Origin of the sequence: Micromonospora sp. Mcm103 (assembly GCF_024519755.1) — a bacterium.
Lineage (GTDB): Bacteria > Actinomycetota > Actinomycetes > Mycobacteriales > Micromonosporaceae > Micromonospora > Micromonospora aurantiaca.
The window spans coordinates 106,290-125,269 of record NZ_JALJRJ010000020.1; the positions used below are offsets into that span (position 1 = coordinate 106,290).

Annotated in this window: 17 protein-coding genes; 8 read left to right on the forward strand and 9 right to left on the reverse strand. The window is 74.0% G+C overall.

Features of this window, described 5'->3' with window-relative positions:
- The first annotated feature begins 79 nt into the window (after positions 1 to 79).
- Together OC439_RS23385 and OC439_RS23390 are read left to right on the forward strand one after the other, a co-directional pair.
- A complete protein-coding gene (locus tag OC439_RS23385) occupies positions 80 to 1,480 on the forward strand; it encodes an acyl-CoA synthetase (protein ID WP_262015307.1) in 1,401 nt (466 codons plus the stop codon).
- Between the two features lie 49 nt (positions 1,481 to 1,529).
- Entirely contained in the window at positions 1,530 to 2,264 is a 735-nt protein-coding gene (locus OC439_RS23390; RefSeq protein WP_262015308.1) for a zf-HC2 domain-containing protein, read from the forward strand.
- 92 nt (positions 2,265 to 2,356) lie between these two features.
- Here the strand turns inward: OC439_RS23390 and OC439_RS23395 are convergent, their stop codons facing one another.
- Positions 2,357 to 2,923, reverse strand: a complete 567-nt coding sequence (locus OC439_RS23395) for a sigma-70 family RNA polymerase sigma factor (protein ID WP_262015309.1) — start codon at positions 2,921 to 2,923, stop codon at positions 2,357 to 2,359.
- 148 nt (positions 2,924 to 3,071) lie between these two features.
- Positions 3,072 to 3,545, reverse strand: coding sequence for a molybdenum cofactor biosysynthesis protein (locus OC439_RS23400; protein WP_262015310.1), 474 nt, complete (start codon positions 3,543 to 3,545; stop codon positions 3,072 to 3,074).
- Between the two features lie 91 nt (positions 3,546 to 3,636).
- Between OC439_RS23400 and OC439_RS23405 the strand changes: the two genes are divergently transcribed.
- Positions 3,637 to 4,893 carry a hypothetical protein gene (locus OC439_RS23405; protein ID WP_262015311.1) on the forward strand — a complete coding sequence of 419 codons (1,257 nt, stop codon included), beginning with the start codon at positions 3,637 to 3,639 and terminating at the stop codon, positions 4,891 to 4,893.
- Positions 4,894 to 5,219: 326 nt separating this feature from the next.
- Here the strand turns inward: OC439_RS23405 and OC439_RS23410 are convergent, their stop codons facing one another.
- The 5 genes from OC439_RS23410 to OC439_RS23430 all read right to left on the reverse strand — a co-directional run bounded on the left by OC439_RS23410 (position 5,220) and on the right by OC439_RS23430 (position 9,969).
- A complete protein-coding gene (locus OC439_RS23410) occupies positions 5,220 to 6,293 on the reverse strand; it encodes a PIN domain-containing protein (protein ID WP_262015312.1) in 1,074 nt (357 codons plus the stop codon).
- Between the two features lie 35 nt (positions 6,294 to 6,328).
- A complete protein-coding gene (locus OC439_RS23415) occupies positions 6,329 to 6,553 on the reverse strand; it encodes a hypothetical protein (protein WP_013286169.1) in 225 nt (74 codons plus the stop codon).
- A gap of 127 nt (positions 6,554 to 6,680) precedes the next feature.
- Positions 6,681 to 8,270: a DHA2 family efflux MFS transporter permease subunit gene (locus tag OC439_RS23420; RefSeq protein ID WP_262015313.1), complete on the reverse strand. Its 1,590-nt coding sequence runs from the start codon at positions 8,268 to 8,270 to the stop codon at positions 6,681 to 6,683.
- 317 nt (positions 8,271 to 8,587) lie between these two features.
- Positions 8,588 to 9,229: a DUF305 domain-containing protein gene (locus OC439_RS23425; RefSeq protein WP_262015314.1), complete on the reverse strand. Its 642-nt coding sequence runs from the start codon at positions 9,227 to 9,229 to the stop codon at positions 8,588 to 8,590.
- On the reverse strand, positions 9,214 to 9,969 hold the full coding sequence (locus OC439_RS23430) for a lytic polysaccharide monooxygenase (protein WP_262015315.1): 756 nt from the start codon (positions 9,967 to 9,969) through the stop codon (positions 9,214 to 9,216). Before OC439_RS23430 ends, OC439_RS23425 begins: the two co-directional genes overlap by 16 nt.
- Positions 9,970 to 10,215: 246 nt before the next feature.
- On the opposite strand from OC439_RS23430, the gene OC439_RS23435 reads away from it, so the two are divergent.
- The gene (locus tag OC439_RS23435) at positions 10,216 to 12,270 is read left to right on the forward strand and encodes a cellulose binding domain-containing protein (protein WP_262015316.1); all 2,055 of its coding nucleotides are present in this window, start codon (positions 10,216 to 10,218) and stop codon (positions 12,268 to 12,270) included.
- A gap of 7 nt (positions 12,271 to 12,277) precedes the next feature.
- On the opposite strand, the gene OC439_RS23440 is transcribed toward OC439_RS23435, so the two are convergent.
- Both OC439_RS23440 and OC439_RS23445 read right to left on the reverse strand, forming a co-directional pair.
- Positions 12,278 to 13,120: a phosphatase PAP2 family protein gene (locus OC439_RS23440; protein WP_262015317.1), complete on the reverse strand. Its 843-nt coding sequence runs from the start codon at positions 13,118 to 13,120 to the stop codon at positions 12,278 to 12,280.
- A 73-nt stretch (positions 13,121 to 13,193) separates the two neighbouring features.
- Positions 13,194 to 14,834 carry an MDR family MFS transporter gene (locus OC439_RS23445; RefSeq protein WP_262015318.1) on the reverse strand — a complete coding sequence of 547 codons (1,641 nt, stop codon included), beginning with the start codon at positions 14,832 to 14,834 and terminating at the stop codon, positions 13,194 to 13,196.
- 123 nt (positions 14,835 to 14,957) lie between these two features.
- Between OC439_RS23445 and OC439_RS23450 the strand changes: the two genes are divergently transcribed.
- The 4 genes from OC439_RS23450 to OC439_RS23465 all read left to right on the forward strand — a co-directional run.
- Positions 14,958 to 15,548, forward strand: a complete 591-nt coding sequence (locus OC439_RS23450; protein WP_262015319.1) for a TetR/AcrR family transcriptional regulator — start codon at positions 14,958 to 14,960, stop codon at positions 15,546 to 15,548.
- A gap of 79 nt (positions 15,549 to 15,627) precedes the next feature.
- Entirely contained in the window at positions 15,628 to 16,959 is a 1,332-nt protein-coding gene (locus OC439_RS23455) for a low temperature requirement protein A (protein WP_262015320.1), read from the forward strand.
- A gap of 21 nt (positions 16,960 to 16,980) precedes the next feature.
- Positions 16,981 to 18,045, forward strand: coding sequence for an SRPBCC domain-containing protein (locus OC439_RS23460; protein WP_262015321.1), 1,065 nt, complete (start codon positions 16,981 to 16,983; stop codon positions 18,043 to 18,045).
- 298 nt (positions 18,046 to 18,343) lie between these two features.
- The coding region (locus OC439_RS23465; protein ID WP_262015322.1) for a cellulose-binding domain-containing protein at positions 18,344 to 18,980 on the forward strand (637 nt) is incomplete at its 3' end.

Here is an 18,980-nt window from a genome sequence, read left to right on the forward strand (position 1 = left end):
CCGACGGCACACCCGGCAGGGGTGGCCGGCCCGGCTACGGTCGCGGTACATCGGGCGGACATACCGGAAAGGGGTGCGCGTGTCGCTGCTGAGCCGGCTCGCCGGGTCCACCGACGAACGCCCCGGCGCGGTCCGGGTGGGCGACCGGTCGCTGTCCTGGGTGGAACTGCGCCGGGCGGCCGCCGCCGTCGCCGACGACCTGCGCGGCGCGACCCGGGTGGCGGTGCCCGCCACGGCCAGTCTGGAGACGGTGGTCGGCGTGGTCGGCGGGCTGCTCGCCGGCGCGGCGGTGGTGCCGGTGCCGCCCGACGCCGGCCCGATGGAACGCGACCACATCCTGCGCGACTCCGGCGCGGAGCTGCTGCTCGCGCCGCCCGGCACACCGCACGCCGGCTCGCCGCCTGTCGTACCGCTGGACCTGGCCCGGCGCGCGGACACCACACATCCCGAACCGGACCCGGCGGCCACCGCGCTGATCCTCTACACCTCCGGCACCACCGGCGCGCCGAAGGGCGCGGTGCTGTCCCGCCGCGCCGTCGCCGCCTGCCTGGACGGGCTCGCCGAGGCGTGGGCCTGGACCCCGGACGACGTGCTGGCACACGGCCTGCCGCTGTTCCACGTCCACGGGCTGGTGCTCGGCGTGCTCGGCCCGCTGCGCGTCGGCAGCCGGCTGCACCACGTCGGCCGGCCCCACCCCGAGCGGTACGCGGCAGCCGGCGGCTCGCTGTACTTCGGCGTACCCACGATCTGGTCGCGGATCGCGGCGCAACCGGCGGCGGCGCGTGCGCTGCGCGGCGCCCGGCTGCTCGTGTCCGGCAGCGCGGCGCTGCCCGAGCCGGTCTTCGCGGCGCTGGCCGGGCTGACCGGGCACCGGCCGCTGGAGCGGTACGGCATGACCGAGACGCTCGTGACGGTGAGCGCCCGCGCGGACGGTCCCCGGCGGCCCGGCACGGTGGGCGTGCCGCTGCCCGGCGTGCACACGCGGGTGGTGGACGAGCAGGGCGGCCCGCTGCCCGCCGACGGCGCCGCAATGGGTGAGCTGCAGGTACGCGGCGGCACGCTGTTCGACGGCTACCTGAACCGGCCGGACGCAGACGCGGCCACCCGCACCGCCGACGGCTGGTTCCGCACCGGCGACATCGCGACGGTCGACCCGGACGGCGCGCACCGGATCGTCGGCCGGGCCGCCACCGACCTGATCAAGAGCGGCGGCTACCGGATCGGGGCCGGCGAGGTGGAGGACGCCCTGCTGGCCCACCCGGGCGTGCGGGAGGCGGCGGTGGTCGGCACGCCCCACCCCGACCTGGGCCAGCAGGTGACCGCGTACGTGGTCGGCGACGGCGTGGCCGAGACCGAACTGATCGACTTCGTGGCGCGGCACCTGTCCGCGCACAAGCGCCCCCGGCAGGTACGGCTGGTCGGCGCGCTGCCCCGCAACGCGATGGGCAAGGTGCAGAAATCCCGCCTGACCGAGGCGTGACCCGCACCCCGCCGGGAACCAGCGCGGCTCTGGCGACGACTATCCCTACATGGCGTGTGAGCAGTGGCGGGAGATCCTGTCGGCACAGCTGGACGGTGAGGCGTCCGGCTCGGAGATCGAGGCGGCCGAGGCGCACCTGAACGGATGCGCCGGCTGCCGCGGCTGGTTCGACTCCGCGGCGTCGGTGACCCGGCGGGCCCGTACGCAGCTCGCCCCGCAGGTGCCCGACCTGGTCGACGCGGTCCTGGCCGCCGCTCCCCCGCCCCGGCCCAGCCGCCGCCACCGGATCACGCTCGGCCTGCGCGGGGCGCTCGGCCTGCTCGGCGCGGTGCAGCTCGTCCTCGGCCTGGCCCAGATCGGCCGGGAGGCGGTCGTCGAGCACGCACACGCCTCCGGCCAGCACTTGTGGCACGAGTCGGCGGCGTGGAACGTCGCCGTCGGTGCCGGGTTCCTCTACGTGGCCGCGCGCCGGTCCGCCCCGTCCGGCCTGCTGCCGATGCTCAGCGCGTTCGTCGCCACGCTCGTACTGCTGTCCGTCAACGACCTGATCACCGGGCAGGTGGCGATGACCCGGCTGGTCAGCCACGGATTCCTGCTGGTCGGCTGGGCCGTGATGCTGGTGCTGTCCCGCCTCGGCCGGCGCCCCGGCGACACCCCGCCCGGGCAGCGCCGGTCGGGGGGCTCGCGGTGGGCGCTGCCGGCCGAGGAACCGGCCGCGCCGGCGCTGCGGCTGGTGCCGCCCGGCCCGTACCCCGCACAGGCCCGCGACCGGCGCGCCGCCTGACGGCCCGCCGCGCGGGTCTCCGGGTCGCGGCGTCCTTCGGCAGTCCGGTTCCGGCCGGTCGCGGTCCCGGCCGGTCCGCGGCGGTCGTGGTGTCAGCGGGCCCGGCGGTCGCGGGCGTCGCCGGACCAGGCGGCGACCAGGTCCTCCCGGGCGCGGGCCACGCGGGAGCGGATGGTGCCCACCGGGCAGCCGCACACCTCGGCCGCCTCGGCGTAGGACAGGCCGAGCACCTGGGTCGCCACGAACGCCTCCCGCCGGTCCGGCGCCAGCGTGGCGATGAGACCGCGCAGCACCACGCCGTCGTCCCCGCCGCCGGTCACCGCGCCGGCCGCCTCGGCGGCGGCCTGCCAGTCCGGCAGCGCGGCCACCCGGGGCCGGGCGGTCGCCGCCCGCACATGATCCACCGCGACGCGGCGGGCGATCGTGAAGATCCAGGTACGCGCCGACGACCGGCCCGCGAAGCCGGGCAGGCTGCGCAGCGCGCGCAGGAACGTCTCCTGGGCCAGGTCGTCGGCCTCGGCCGGCCCGGCCAGATGAGCGAGGAAACGCCACACCGGCGCCTGGAGGGCCCGCACGAACGCGGCAGCGGCCAGCTGGTCGCCCCGGGCGGCGCGGCGCGCCCACCCGGTCACCTGCTCGTCGTCGGCGTCCAGGCTCATCCGCGGCCGGCCCGCCGATCCGGCATGCTCATGCCTGACGGTACGGATGCGCGCCCCGCTCGGTTCATTCCGCGTCCCTCCTGCCGGCGCCGCAGTGCCGCTCGCCCTCCGGTTGGTCGGCCGGCGGGCCGGGAAAGTTCCCTCGCCGTCAGTCGTCGACGGACACGGTGACCGGTCCGACCCGCAGCACGCCGTCGGTGAGCGGGGCGCACCGGACGCCGCCGCGGCGGCGCATCGCCTTCCACGTACCGGGGGCGACCACCACGTCGAGCCAGGCGCAGGGCGGCGCGGCCCGGTGCACCCGCAGCCGGACCGGGCCGTCGCCGGAGTCGAGCGTGAGCACGCGGCCCACCAGATCGTCCACCGGGATGCCCTCGGTGAGCACGTTGCGCCGCAGCTGGGTGAGGTCCGCGCCGGGCGGCAGCGACTCCCGCGCGATCAGCGTGACGCTCGCCTGCCGGTGCGCGGGGCGGCCGAAGTAGCGGTCACCGACGATGCCGAGCCCGGCGCGTAGCTCCACCCGGCCGACCAGTTCACCAGGTGGCGCGGGGGCGGGTCCGTCAGCCGGGCGGCCCACGTACCGGTGCACGGGTGAGGCCAGCAACTGGACGATCCGCGCCATGCCCCGAAGTCTAATCGCGGGCATACCACCGCCAAACCGGACGATAGCCGCGCTCACGTATCCGGGCTCTCCGCAGGGCGTTGTACCAGGTGTGACGGCGAGGCGACCCGACGCGATCGGGGCTCATCCGCAGCGGCGACTGGCCTGGGCGCGGCGCGAGAACGAGCGCCGGCGGCAGGCGTACGAGGCGGCGGCCCGGATCTGGCGCCGCCGCGCCGACCACCTCGACCGCCTGTCGATGGAGGCGGCGGGCTTCCGCGGCTGCGCACTGCCCGGCACCGCACTGCCGGTGCCGCTGGACGACGGCGAGGTCGTCTACCGCATCCTGCCCACAGTCGACCTGGTCGAGGTCACGGCCCGGCACCTGCCCGGGCTGCCCGTGCCGGGTCGCACGCTCGCCGGCTGTCTCGACCCGGCCGACGGCCCGCTGCCGGCGGGACTACGCGTGGTGGACAGCGGCGCCGCCGTGGTGACCGACCGGCGCGTGGCCTTCGCCGGGCACGACGCCCGGCGGGACTGGCCCCTGCGGGACGTACGCGGTCTCGGGCACCACCCGGACCGTCCGGTCACCCTGCTGCACGACGCCGACGGCGGCGCCCCGGCGGGCCTGCGCCTACCCGCCCCGGGCGCGGCGAACGCCAGGTTCTACCTCACCCTGGCCCACGCCGACGCCACCGGTACGCGGGAGGCGTTCGTCGAGGACGTCGAGGCGCTGCGGTCCGCCCACCGGGCCGAGCGGCCCCGGCCGCCGCGGCCGCTCGGCCCGTGGGACGCCCCGGCCGACCGGGCACTCCCCCAGCGGCTGGCCGCAGCGGGCGTCGCGGCGGTGGCCGTGCTGCTGGGCGTCACGTCCGCCGGCACCTGGACGGCGACAGCCGGGCAGACCGACCCGGCGCACGGACAGGCGACCGCGCCCGCCACCACAGCCGCACCCCCCGCGCCTGGGGTGCCGCCCGTGGCGACTCCAGTCGACCCGTCGTCGCCGGTGGTCCGGCCGACCCGGCCCGCGCCGCCACCGAAGCGTCCCCCGGCGGCGACCGCGGAGTCCGGGGCGCGGATCCTCACCACCGCACCGCCCGTCGCCGGGTCGCCGCCGGCACGGGTCGGCGACCGCCCGTCGACACCTGTCGAGCCGCCCAGCCCTCCCGCCGGCCAGGTGACTCCGGCGCCGACCGCGAGCCCGACGAGCGACCCGGACCCGACCGGGGAGCCCGGCCCCACCGGCGGCCCGAGCCCGACCGTCTCCTTCGAGCCGCCCCTGCTGGGCCTGGTGGGCCAGGTCGGCCGACGGCTCGGCCTCGCGGTAGGGCTCGGCGCGACAGTCCAGGTAGACCCGGCCCTCTCCTGACCTCGCAGAGCCGAGTGCCGGCCGGGAACGAAGGTGCCGCCGTCCTCACGTCCCGCCGAGGACGGCGAACGAGGTGTCCGCGCCCGGGCGGTTGCCGCGGAAGCTGCTTGATCGACACCAGTGCGCCGAGGTGGCGGCATCCGGCGGCCTCGGACCCCGCCACCTCGCCGAGCTGGCGTGGATCAAGCCGAGGTGTCCCCGAGCCCCGACGATCTTGCACTTACTGCCCTCGGGATGGGCGATTCATCCCGCTTTCAGGGGTCAGCAAGTGCAAGATCGCGGGGGCGGCGGGCGGGCGGCGGCGGCGGAGGGCGGGGAGGGCCCGGTCAGGGGGTCTGGGGAGTGAGGAGGTAGTCGCCGTCGTCGGGGCTCCAGCGCAACTCCACCACGCCGCCCGTCGCGGCGGCCTTGCAGAACTGGAGGAAGCTGCGGTAGCCGAGCTTCTTCTCGCTGAAGTCGGGCCGAGCCCGCCGCAGCTGGTCCTTCAGGCCGGACAGCGCCACCGCCCCGCCGTCCGCGGCGAGGTCCACCACCACGGAGCGCAGCAGCCCGAACGCGACCTCCCGGTCGCCCTGCTCGGGAAGGGACACCTCCGGGTCGCCCTTCGCCGGTCCGGCGGCCAGTTCCACCACGTTGTGCGCCGCGAGGTGGCGCAGCAGTTCACCGAAGGTCCGGAAGCCGTAGTCGGACTCGCTGAACGTGGGGTCCTTGCGCAGCAGCGCGCGCTTGAGCGCGGAGGCGGTCACGTCGCCACTGGAGCTGCCCTGCATGCCGGCCACCGTCTGCACCAGCTGGACGGCGAGCGTGTCGACGTCCCGGGCCGACTCCTCCTCGGCCGGGGCGGTCTCGACGGCCGGCTCGGGCGCCGGCTCCGCCGGTGAGGGCCGGGCCGGGCGCGACCGGCGTGCGGCCGGTGGCGGCACGTCCACGCCTTCGAGGCGGTCGTAGTAGAGGAACTCGTCGCACGCCGGCGGCAGCAGCGCGGAGGTGGACTTCTCCACCCCGACGCCGATCACCCGCTTGTTGAGTTCGCGCAGCTTGTGCACCAGCGGGGTGAAGTCGCTGTCCCCGGTGCAGATCACGAACGTGGAGATGTAGCCGCGCTCGAACGCCAGCTCGACCGCGTCCACCGCCATCTTGATGTCGGCGGCGTTCTTGCGCGAGGCCCCCATCCGCTGGGGGATCTCGATCAGTTCGACGTGTGAGCGGGTGAGCATCCGCCGGTCCTCGTCGAAGTACGACCAGTCGGCGTACGCCCGGCGTACCACCACGCGTCCCCGCTCGGCGAGCGCGTCGGCGATCGGCCGGAAGTCGAAGGGCCGACCACCGTGATGGTCCCGTACGCCAAGGGCCAGGTTCTCGTAGTCGAGGAACAGCGCAATCCGGTCTTCGTGATCCACACCGGCAGCCTAGCCCGGCCGGACCGCCGGACCGGTCAGCGCCGCTCGTCGCGGTAGACGGTCTCGCGGCGGGCCACCCGCTGGATCGCGTAGCTGGTGACCAGCAGCAACAACGCGAGCACCACCTCGACGCCGGCGACGGTGCCGGTGGCGACGGTGAGGCCGAGCAGCAGCAGGATCAGCCCGACGACGGCGAGCAGGCCCGCGAGCAGCAGCCGGTTACGCCGTCGCGCCGACCGCTGCGCGTCGTCTGCGCTCACGCTGGCCGCCTTCCTCCGGTTCCGTCTCCGATCCTAGGCGCCGGCCGTGGCCGGGGTGGCGGATCGCGGCGCCGGAAACGGCCCAGGGCCGGACGCATGTGCGTCCGGCCCTGGGTGACGGCGGCGGTCAGTGGATCGGGACCGGCACCGGACGCTTGTCCTCGCCCGGGTCGCCGTCGAGCAGGTGCGAGGGCTCACGGCGGCGGGGCAGGAACGCGGCCGGAATGAAGGTCAGCAGCACCAGGCCGAAGGCGACCCAGAACGTGGTGGAGAAGGAGTTCGCCGCGTAGTCGAGCCCGCGCTCGATCAGCGACGGCGGCACCGGGAACTGCTGGATCAGCTCGGGCTGCTGCTGGGAGGCGATGGCGAGCTGGGCCTCGGTCAGCGGGGCGCCGGTGGCCGGGTCGGTGACGCCGGGGATCGGCCGCGAGCCGTTCAGCTCACTGGTGAGGATGACCGACATGACCGCGGCGCCGACCGAGCCGCCGATCTGCTGGAGGATGTTGACGAGCGTGGAGCCGCGCGCCACCTCCGCCGCGCTGAGCGTCTTCAGCGCGGAGGTCATGATCGGCATCATCGTGCCGCCCATGCCGAGGCCCATCACGAACAGCGAGCCGCAGAGCAGCCAGTACGACGTGTCGGTGCCGAGCTGGGTGAAGGTGAAGAACCCGGCCGCGATGAGCACCAGCGCGAACGGCACCGTCCGGCCGACCGGCACGCGGTCGGCGAGCATGCCGGCGATCGGCATGGTCAGCATCGCGCCGATGCCCTGCGGCGCGATCAGCAGGCCCGCGGTCAGCGTCGTCTCGCCGCGCACCTGGAGGAAGTAGCTGGGGAACAGCAGGCCCGCGCCCATGAACGCGATGATGAACACGAACATGGTGACGGTGGCGATGGTCAGGTTGCGGTTGCGGAACAGCCGCAGGTCGAGCAGCGGGTGCCGGGGCCGGAACGAGTAGAGCACGAAGGCGACCACGAGCGCGCCGCCGGCGAGCATCGGCAGCCAGACCTTGGTGTCGGCGACGGTGCCGGTCTCGGGCAGCGTGGAGATGCCGTAGAGGAACAGCGCGAGACCCGGCGAGAGCATGAGCATGCCGAGGAAGTCGAACGACTCGGACGGCTCGGCGTTGTCCTTCGGCAGGGCGAGCTGGGCGTAGACCAGCGCGACCACGCCGATCGGCAGGTTGATCAGGAAGATCCAGTGCCAGCTCGCGACGTCGATCAGCCAGCCGCCGAGGATCGGGCCGGTGATCGGGCCGAGCAGCATCGGGATGCCGAGCACCGCCATCAGGCGGCCGATGCGGTGCGGGCCGGCGGCCCGGGTCATGATCGTCATGCCGAGCGGCATGAGCATGCCGCCGCCGAGGCCCTGGACGACCCGCCAGGCGATCAGCTCGCCGATCGAGTCGGCCGTGGCGCACAGCCCGGAGCCGATGGTGAACAGCGCCAGCGCCACCATGTAGAGGCGTTTCGTGCCGAACCGGTCGGCGGCCCAGCCGCTGAGCGGGATGACAGTGGCGAGCGCGAGCGTGTAGCCGGTCATGGTCCACGCGACGCGGGCGTACGTGGCGTCGAACTCGCTCTGGAACGTCGGCAGCGCCACGCTGACGACTGTCACGTCGAGGATCGACATGATCGCACCGAGCACGACGACGCCGGCCACCTTGAGTACGGCGGCGTCGAGTTTCGTCGACGTCGCTACGGGTTGCTGGGTCACTGACGGTCTCCTGGATCCGGTCCGGCACTGGGAGGCGGTGGCGGCGCCGCGCGCCGTCTGCGGAGCGCGGGCGGAACGCGCGGCGAGGCGACGTCCGGGCGACAGCGTAGCCATGACCTGGGACGAGACGCGGCCGGTTTTGCCGACGGGAGAACCGCGGCGGCACCCGAACCGGCCGCGCCACCGGCCCCGATCTGCTCCAGCGGCTCGCGGAAAGGGCTGGTGCGCGCCGGTTCGCCGGCCTTGTCGAGGCGCGGCCGGCGGGCGCGACCGTGACGAAGGTCATGCCCACACCGCCACCTCGTGGGGCCGGCCGCTCAGCCCAGACCGGCCATCAGGTCGACCTCGGCCGTACGCGAGCGGTCGATGCGGCGGGCGAGGTCGCGTACCCGCTCGGCGGTCCCGGCGGCGACCTGGGCGCGGGCCAGGTCGGCCGCGGTGCGCTGGTGCCGGCTGAGCACGTCGAGCAGCACCCGGTCGGCGTCGGCGGGCGTGGCGGCGCGCAGCCGGGCCAGTCCGGCGGCGGCCTCGCTGTGCCCGGAGTGGTCGTGCCGGGCGGCCGCGGCGGCGGCCGACGGGCCTGCTTCGCGCAGCCAGCCGCGCATGGTGGCCAGTTCGTCGGTCTCGGTGGCCCGGACGGCGGCGATGAGCGTGCGGACGCGCGGGTCGGTGGTGCGGTCGAGGCCGAGCCGGACGATCTCCAGCGTCTGCTCGGTGTGCGCCACCATCATGGCCAGGAACAGCGCGTCGATCCCACTGATCGTGGCGTCCGCGCCGCCCGGGACCGAGGCCGTGGCGGGCGGGACCGGTGGGGACGGGTCGGCGGCGGGCGGCCCGCCGCATCCGGTCAGGGCCAGCATCACCGCGAGCAGCGCCGCGGCGGGGCGGGCGGACGCGCGGCGGAGCCGGGGACCGGCCGGCTCCGCCGCGCGGGTACGCGGGCTCAGATCTGCTGCCACAGCGCCGGTACGTTCGGCGGCTCCCAGCCGGCGATGGCGGTGTGCGCCTGGCGGCAGCGATAGCTGCGGCCGTCGTAGGTCACCGTGTCACCGACCTGGTACGCCCGCCCGGCGGTCCACGTACCGCCCGGCGCCGGGGTGCTGGTCCGGGTGGGCGCGGGCGTGGTGGGCACCGCGGTCGGGGTGGGCGCAGCCGTCTGGGTGGGCGACGGGGTCGGGTTGCCGCCTCCGCCGCCGATCTGGAGGTCGACGCAGGAGTAGAACGCGTTGGCGGTGTCGGAGATGTTCCAGATCGCGAGCAGCTTCTGCCGGCCGGAGAAGCCGCCGAGGTTGACCGTGTGCGACACGGTCGCGCCGGGCTGGCGTCCCCCGCCGTCGACCACGGCGACCCGGGTGCCGCCGATCCAGTACTCCCAGTTGGCGGTGGCGTGCCGGGCGGTGTTGACCCAGGTGAACGTGACGCTGCTGCCGACCGAGGTGGCCGGCCAGTTGCGGCTGTCGTCGTTGAGGACCGCGAACTGGGCGATGCCGGCGTGGCAGCTGCGCAGGCCCTTGGGGCCCTCGACACTCTGCGGCTCGTACTTGATCTGACCGCAGTCGGGCACCCGGTTCTGCGCGCAGAGCGCCTGGCGGCTGGGCGGCGAGGAGACGTAGCCGTGGGCCTGCGCGGGCGCGGCGAGGGCCAGCGTCCCGGTGACGGCACCGGCGGTGAGCAGCGGGAGGGTGATTCTTCGGCGCATGGTGGCAACTCCTTCGGGGGGAACGGAAGGTGCCCCGAACATAAATTAAACATTGTTAACAGTAAAGACTCCTGTCTGCAAATTAAGCCCTGCACTCCCCCGCGCCGGGCGTATGATCCTGATCGATGGCTCGCCGCGCGGAGCCGATCGTCGTTCGTGGGCATCCCGCCGCCGTCGCGGCTCCGGGAGGACGACGCAGAACCGGGCATCTCCCCGTCGTCCCACTCCCTCGAAGGACATCCCCGGATGAGAAGACCCACTGCGTTCGCGGCCGGCCTGCTGCTGCTCGCCACCGCGCTCGGCACCGCCGGCGGACCGGCCGCCGCCGAACCCACCGAACCGGTCACCGTCACCGTGAACACCCGCGCCGGGCTGGCCACCGTCCCGGCCACCGCGCTCGGCGTCAACCACGCAATCTGGGACTCGCAGCTCGGCAGCGCCGAGACGTCCGACCTGCTCAAGGCCGCCGGCGTGAAGATGCTGCGCTACCCCGGCGGCTCGTACGCCGACATCTACCACTGGGAGACGCACACCGCGCCCGGCGGCTACGTCGCGCCGAACACCGACTTCGACACGTTCATGGCCGGTGCCCGCCGCGTCGGCGCCGAGCCGATGATCATCGCGAACTACGGCACCGGCACGCCCGCCGAGGCGGCGGCCTGGGTCCGCTACGCCAACGTCACAAAGGGCTACGGCGCCAAGTGGTGGACCGTTGGCAACGAGAACTACGGCAACGGCCACTACGGCTCGGCCTGGGAGGCCGACGACCACCCGGACAAGAGCGCCGCTCAGTACGCGCGGCTGGTGGTCGAGTACGCCGACGCGATGAAGGCGGTCGACCCGAGCATCAAGGTCGGCGCGGTGCTCACCATGCCCGGCAACTGGCCGGACGGCATCACCGCCGGATCGGATCCGGGGCCGTGGAACCAGACCGTGCTGTCCATCGCCGGCCCGAAGATCGACTTCGTGGACGTGCACTGGTACCCGGGCGGCAGCGCCGCCGACTCGCTGGCCCGCACCAACCACCTGCCCGACGCGGCCTGGCTGCTGCGCCAGCAGATCGCCCGGTACGCCGGCCCCGGCGCGGACCGGATCGGGATCAGCTTCACCGAGCTGAACGTGGACGCCGGCCGCACCACCGCACCGGGCGCGCTGTTCCTCGCCGACGCCTACAGCGGCCTGCTGGAACAGGGCGTGTTCACGGTGCAGTGGTGGAACGTGCACAACGGCATCGGCACCGTCTCCGAGGTGGCCGGGCAGACCGACTACGGCGACTTCGGGCTGCTGTCCAGCGGCAACTGCACCAGCGACGGCGAGGTGTGCCAGCCGGCGTTCAACACGCCGTTCGCGCCGTACCACGCGTTGTCCATGATGAACCTGTTCGTCCGGCCCGGGGACCAGCTCGTCCGCGCCGGGACCGATCAGCCGCTGGTCGCCGCGCACGCGGTCCGCCGGCCGGACGGCAGCGTCGCGGTCCTGCTGCTCAACAAGGACCCGGACACCGCGTACCCGGTGGCGCTCGACTACGCCGGGTTCACCCCGGCCGACGAGGCGCCGACAGTGCACACGTTCACCAACGGCGCGACCGCGATCAGCACCGCCCGCTCCGGCAGCGCGGCCGCGCGGACGCTGCCGCCGTACTCGCTGACCACGCTCGTGCTGCGACCGGCCGGCAGCTCGGCCGGGCGGCCCGGCGCCCCGGGCCGGCCGACGGCGAGCGCGGTGACCGACCGCGCGGCGACCATCTCCTGGCCGGCGGCCACGCCCGGCGGATCCCCGATCGCCAAGTACGAGGTGCACAGGCAGTACGGCGCGGTGAGCGAGCAGCTCGGCGAGACCGCCGGAACGTCGCTGACGGTGGGCAACCTCGAACCGGGCGCCCGCTACACGGTCAACGTGCTGGCCCGGGACACCGCCGGGCGGGTCTCCTGGTCGTCGCCGCCGCTGACGTTCGCCACCGGCAGCCCCGCCGAGAGCTCCTGCGCGGTGCGGTTCAACGACGACAACGACTGGGGCAACGGGTACGTGGCGAACGTCGAGGTGATCAACACGGGCGCGAAGGCCGTCGACGGCTGGACGCTGACCTGGACCTGGCCGACGGCCTGGCAGCAGGTGAGCAGCGGGTGGAGCGCCGCCTGGGACCAGCAGGGCCGCGACGTCCGGGTGACGCCCACCGCCGACAACCGGCGGCTCGCCGCCGACGGCGGGAGCACGACTGTGGGCTTCGTCGGCGCGTACAGCGGGCCGAACGTGCCGCCGGCGGCGTTCCGCCTCAACGGCACGGTCTGCACGCTGCGCTGAGGAGCCCTCAGCCGCGGCCGGGTGGCCGCAGCCGTATGTCGGCCGCCGCCGGGACCTTCGGGTTCCGGCGGTGGCCGGCTCGCCGGGGCGCCGGCACCACGTGCGGGCGCACCGGTCCGGACGGGAGCGTGGGCGGTTCCGGCACGGCCGTCGGCAGGACGGCCAGGATCGCCACGAGCAGCACCACCGCGACGACACCGTCGAGCCAGTAGTGGTTGCCGGTGACCACCACCACGAGCGCTGTCGCCAGGGGGTGGAGCAGCCAGAGCCAGCGGAGGCGTCCGGTGGTGACCGCCATCAGCGCCAGCGCGATCGCCAGCGCCCAGCCGACGTGCAGCGACGGCATGGCCGCGTACTGGTTGCTGAGCTGGTCGGTGTCGGGGGGACCGTAGACGCTCGGGCCGAACCGGGTGCCGGTGTCGACCATTCCGGTGAGCGTGGTCAGCCGGGGCGGCGCGAGCGGAATGCAGACGTGGAGCACCAGCGCCACCGCCGTGAGCGACGCCAGGGCGCGGCGCAGCCGCAGGTAGTGGGCCGGGCGGCGCAGCCAGAGCCAGACCAGGCAGAGCACGGTGGCCGGGAAGTGCATGTAGGCGTAGTACGAGTTGGCGACGCGTACCAGCAGCTCGTGCGACAGCAGCGGCCCCTGCACGAGCATCTCGTCGGGCAGGCGCAGCAGCCGTTCCAGCCGCCAGACCCACTCGCCGTTGGCCAGGGCCACCTCGGCGTGCCCGGCCACCACCTGCCGGCCCGCCTTGTAGGCCAGGAAGAGCACGGCGACGAGCGCCAGCTCACGCGCGGCCCGCTGCCATGCGGCGAGGCGGGTGGGCGCGGTCCGCGTGACGTCCACGGCTCCTCCTTCGGTCGTCCCCGCATGGACCAGGGCCGCCGCCGGGGTCGGCGACGGCCCTGGGGGTACGGGCTCAGCGGCGGGTGCGTTCCTCCCGGCCGGCCGAGTCCACGCTCACCTCGTCGAAGGCGGGCGCGCCGTCGACGGCGTCCGCTCCCACCGCCACCGATCGGCCGGTGTCCGGCAGGTCGAGGCTGGAACGCAGGGTGACCGGACGCAGCAGCAGCGCCGCCACGATACCCACCACCGCGATGGCGGCCGAGATCAGGAAGATGTGCCCCGTTGCGTCCCCGTACGCGGCCCGCACGATCTGCCGTACCGGCTCGGGCAGCGCGTCGAGGTTGAGCGTGCTGCCGCCGCCTCCGCCGGAGGTGGGGATGCCGGCCGCGGCGAGGTCGTGTGTGATCCGGTCGCTGACCCGGCGGGCGAGCACCGCGCCGAGCACCGACACGCCGATGGTGCCGCCGAGCGAGCGGAAGAAGGCGACGCTGGCGCTGGCCGCGCCGATGTCCTTGAGCGCGACCGTGTTCTGCACCGCGAGCACCAGGTTCTGCATGGTCATGCCGACGCCGACACCGACGATGAACATGGCGATGCCGACGAAGACCAGCGAGGTCTCGTGGTCGATGGTGCCGAGCATGGCGAACCCGATGACCAGCACGACCGCCCCGAACACGATGTACGGCTTGACCTTCCCGGTCGCGGTGATCATCCGGCCGGCCACGATCGAGGAGATCAGCACACCGGCCATCATCGGGATGGTGAGCAGTCCGGCCTCGGTCGGGCTGTAGCCGCGGCCGATCTGGAAGTACTGGCCCAGGAAGACCGCGCCGCCGAACATCGCCATGCCGACCGCGAGGCTGCCCAGGATCGCCAGGGCGGTGGTGCGCTCCCGGACGATGTGCAGCGGCACCACCGGCTCGGCGGCCCGCGCCTCCACCCAGACGGCGAGCGCGAGCAGCAGCACCGAGCCGCCGACCATGGCGCCGGTCTGCCAGGAGGCCCAGGCGAACGAGTCGTCGACGAACGAGATCCAGATCAGCAGCACGCTGACGCCGGCGGCGATGAGCGCGGCGCCCAGATAGTCGATCTTGACGTTGTCCCGGCGCACGGTGGGCAGGTTCAGGGTGATCTGGAGCAGGAACAGCGCGACGGCCGCGACCGGTACGCCGACGAAGAAGCACCAGCGCCAGCCGAGCCAGGAGGTGTCCACGATGAGGCCGCCCAGCAGCGGGCCGCCGACGGTGGCAAGCGCCATGACGCCGCCCAGGTAGCCGTTGTAGCGGCCCCGCTCACGCGGCGGGATCATGGCCGCGATGGCGACCTGCACGAGCGCCTGGAGGCCGCCGACGCCGATGCCCTGGAAGGCGCGGGCGGCGATGAGCTGCCCGGCGCTCTGCGCGAAGCCGGCCGCGATCGACCCGACCAGGAACACCACGATGGCGATCTGGATCAGCAGCTTCTTGTTGAACAGGTCGGCCAGCTTGCCCCAGATCGGGGTGGTCGCGGTGGCGGTGAGCAGGGTGGCGGTGACCACCCAGGTGTACTGCGTCTGCGAGCCGTTGAGCGCTCCAATGATCTTCGGCAGGGCCGTCGAGACCACGGTGCTGCTCAGCATGGCCACGAAGAGCACCAGCAGCAGACCGCTGAGTGCCTCCAGCGTCTTGCGCTTGCTCATCGGGGCGGCCTCAGCCGTCATGGTGGGTGCGCTCATGCGCGCGTCCTCCAGGTGTGTCGATACGGGGGTGGCCGCTTCGTTGCCTCAAGCAATCAACACTAAACCTTGCCCGGTAGGCAAGTTTGCCCATTGAGAAATCGGTCACCTACGCTGGCTGTCATGGAGGAGTGCACCGGGCTGCGGGAGCGGAAGAAGGCGGCCACCCGCCTGGCGCTGCACGAGGCGGCGCTGTCCCTCGCCGCCGAGCACGGCCCCGACCGGATCACCGTCGAGGCGATCGCCGACGCCGCGAACGTCTCCCGGCGGACGTTCTCCAACTACTTCGGCGGCAAGGAGGAGGCCCTCTTCCACGGCGACACGGTGCGGCTGCGCCGGCTCCTCACGCTCGTCGCGGAACAACCGGCCGAGCTGTCGCCGTGGGCGGCGCTGACCCGGGCCGCCCTGGCCCAGGCCGAGGACGGCTACGACGACCCGGCCGAGCCCTGGCTCAGCCGGCGCCGCCGGCTGCACGGCCACCCCAGCCTGGCCGCCCACCAGGTCGGCGCGTACGCGGCCCTGGAGCGGGAGATGGCCGCGGAGCTGGCCCGCCGGCTGACCGGACCGGATGCGGCGCTGCGGGCCCGGATCGTCGCGGCGACGTTCCTCGCGTCCCTGCGGATCGCCGCCCACGAGTGGCTGGAGCACCCGGGGCGGTCGTTGCGCGACGTGCTGCGCGACGTGCTCGCCCTGGCCGCCCCGACGGCGGGCTGAGCGCGCCGCTCCCCGTCGGACCGGTGGAATGGCCGGCGAAAGCGGCACCCGGCCCGACCTGGGCTGACACACTCGCCCGGTGGGTGGCGACCGGTGGCGCAAGGGGCTCGGGCCGGCGACCGGCGTCGCCCCCGCCACCCGGGTCGACCGGTTCGAGATCTTCTTCGACCTCGTCTTCGTGGTGTCCTTCTTCATCATCACGCGCGCCACCGCCGCCAACGTGACCCCTGGCGAACTGCTGCACGCGCTGCTGGTGCTCGCCGTGCTCTGGTGGTGCTGGGTGGTGCACAGCGCGGTCGCCGCCCGGCTGCGCCTCGGCGAGGGCTTCGTGCCGATCCTCATGGTGGTCGGCATGATCGCGCTGTTCACGTTCGCGCTCGCGCTGCCGCAGACGTTCGGCGACCTGGACAAGGGCAGCGCCGGGCCGATCCTGGTCACCATCAGCTACGTGGTGATCCGGTTCGTGCACACCACCCTGTACTGGTACGCCACGCGCGACGACCCGCCGGCCCGGCGCAAGCTGCGGCTGTTCCTGCCGGAGGCGGTGATCTCGGCCGGCCTGCTGCTGGTGGCGGCGCTGCTGCCGCCGCGCGTGTCCCCGGAGGTCGGCCCGTGGCTGCGCGACGGGCTGTGGATCGCGGTGGTCGCCATCCAGTACAGCAGTGGCCTGCTGGCCGGCACCGACGGCTGGAAGATCACCTCGGCCGAGCACTGGACCGAACGGTACGACCTCATCCTGATCATCGCGCTCGGCGAGTCGGTCATCTCGGTCGGCGTCGGCGGCAACCTGCTCGGCCAGCCCGTGACCTGGCCGGCCATCCCGGCGGCGATCTTCGGCATCCTGTTCACCGCGGCGCTCTGGTGGGCGCACTTCGACATGATCGGCCCGGCCGCCCGGATCGCGCTGCACGCCGCGCAGGGGCACACGCGGGTGGCGCTCGCCCGCGACGCGTACGCCTACCTCTACCTGCCCATGATCGCCGGGGTGATCCTGTTCGCGATCGGCGCCGAGGAACTGGTCCGCATCGTCACCGACCCGGCCGGCGGCCCGATGGAGCGCGGCCACGGACCGGCGGTGCCGCTGCTCTTCGGTGGTGTGCTCGTCTACTTCGCCGCGAACATGGCGTTCCAGTGGCGCGCGCTGCGGACGCTGTCCTGGACCCGGGTCGGCACCGTGGTGCTGCTCGCCGCGGCGCTGCCGGTCGGCCGGCACCTGCCGGCGCTCGGCGCGCTGGGTCTGCTCACCGCGATCTGCGTGGCACTCGTGGCGGCCGAGCTGGTGATCTTCGCCGATTCGCGGGTCGCGTTGCGCCGGCTGATGCACGAGGAGAAGGCCAGCGCCGAGGAGAGCGAGGCCGCCTGGCGGGCCCGCTGGCGCGACGGGGGCGACAGCGCCCCACAGCGACCTTGACACAGGCCCTAGAGTCTCCGCGTGATCGAGATCGTCACCGAGGTCGACCTGTTCCACCCGCCCGCCCGGACTTGGCGGGCGCTCACGGAACGCGCGCTGCTGGCCAAGTGGTTCGCCGACAGCGCGCCCGGGTCCGACCGGTGGATCCTCGCCACCGCCGCGCTGCCCGGCTACGACGGCGACACCGAGGTGGAGACCGTCGAACTGCGCGCGCCGCACCGGCTGGTGGTCCGCTGCCGGGAGGCCGGCCGGGCCACCCGGCTCGCCTGCGACCTGACCCCCACCGCGCACGGCACCCGGCTGTCGGTCCGCGAGGTGCTCGAGGAGGGCGACTGGGACGCCGACGCCCGCGCCGAGCAGCACGAGCAGGCGGTCACCGGACGACTGCCCGCGATCCTCGACTGGCTGGCGTTCCAGAACGTCGACCTGCGCCGCGCCGAGGGCGGCCTGACCGCCGAACTGCCGGTGGTCCGGCTGCTCGGCGACGACCAGCGCCGGTCCGGGCGGCGCCGGGTGCTGCTGGCGGTCGGCGCGGTGACGCTGATCGCCGCCGCGGCCGGGGCGACGGTGTGGGCCACCGCCGGCGAGCCGCCCGCACCGGCCGCGCCGGCCCCGACGGGGTCGCTGGTCATGCCGTCCAGCGCCACGCCGTCGGCCCGGCCCACTACTGCGCGACCCACGCCCAGCGCCAGCCGCCGCAGCGCGTCGCCCTCGCCGACGCCGTCACCCACCCCCAGCCGTACGCCGAGCCCGACGCCCTCGACTGTGGCGGCGGCACCGCTGAGCGCCACCTACGAGACGGTCACCGACCGGGTCTTCGGCTACCGGGGCCAGGTGGTGCTGCGCAATCCCGGCCCGTCACCGCGTCCGGGCTGGACGGTCACCGTGACGCTGCACGACGGCGCCACAGTGGGCAGCGTGAGCGGAGCCGAGGCCACCCAGGACGGACCGGTGGTCACGTTCACCGGGAGCGCGTTGCCGGGCGGCGAGTCCGCCACCATCCGCTTCGACGTCCGCGACCCCGACCCCTCACACGACGCCCCCGCCGCCTGCACCGCCGACAACACCCCCTGCACCCCCGCCTGACCCCGCCCGCCTCGTCCCCTCCCCCTCCCGCCCGCGCCCCTGAGCGCGTCGATCATGAAGTTAGGCCGCGGATTCGTCCGCATTGAATGCGGTCAACTTCATGATCGACCCAGCCTGGGGCGGGTGGGCGGTGCGCGGGCGCGCGTGAGGTGGGCGCGACGGCTGGTTCGGTGGGTGCGGAAATGGGTTGTTGAGTGCTTGGGAGCGCTCCCGTAACATCTCTGACGCGGCTGTTAACGCTCACAAAACAATCGCCACCGCCAATGCCAGAGCCGCCGCCCCCGCAGGAGGTCAATTCATGTCCAGATCCAGGTCAGTCAATGTCATATGGGCATCGGCCGGTGCCGCGCTGCTGGCGTCGGCGTCGGTCGCCGTGGCGCTGCCCGCCGGGGCCGCCGCCGCCGGCTGCTCGGTCAACTACGCGATCTCGTCCCAGTGGCAGGGTGGCTTCGGCGCCAACGTCACCATCACGAACCTCGGCGACCCGGTGTCGAGCTGGACGCTGACGTGGTCGTTCGGCGCCGGGCAGACGGTGACCCAGTCGTGGAACACGAGCCTGACCCAGAGCGGGTCCGCTGTCACCGCGCGCAACGTCGACTACAACGGGTCGATCCCGACGAACGGCAACACGTCGTTCGGCTTCAACGGCTCCTGGACCAGCAGCAACCCGGTGCCGACCAGCTTCGCGCTCAACGGCGTGACCTGCACCGGCGGCACCACCACGCCGACCGGCGCACCCACCACCGCACCACCCACCACCGCGCCACCCACCACGGCGCCGCCGACCACCGCGCCGCCCACGACGCCGCCTCCGGGTGGCACGTGCAACCTGCCGTCTTCGTACCGGTGGTCGTCCACGGGTGCGTTGGCGCAGCCGCGCTCGGGGTGGGTGTCGTTGAAGGACTTCACGGTGGTGCCGTACAACGGGCAGCACC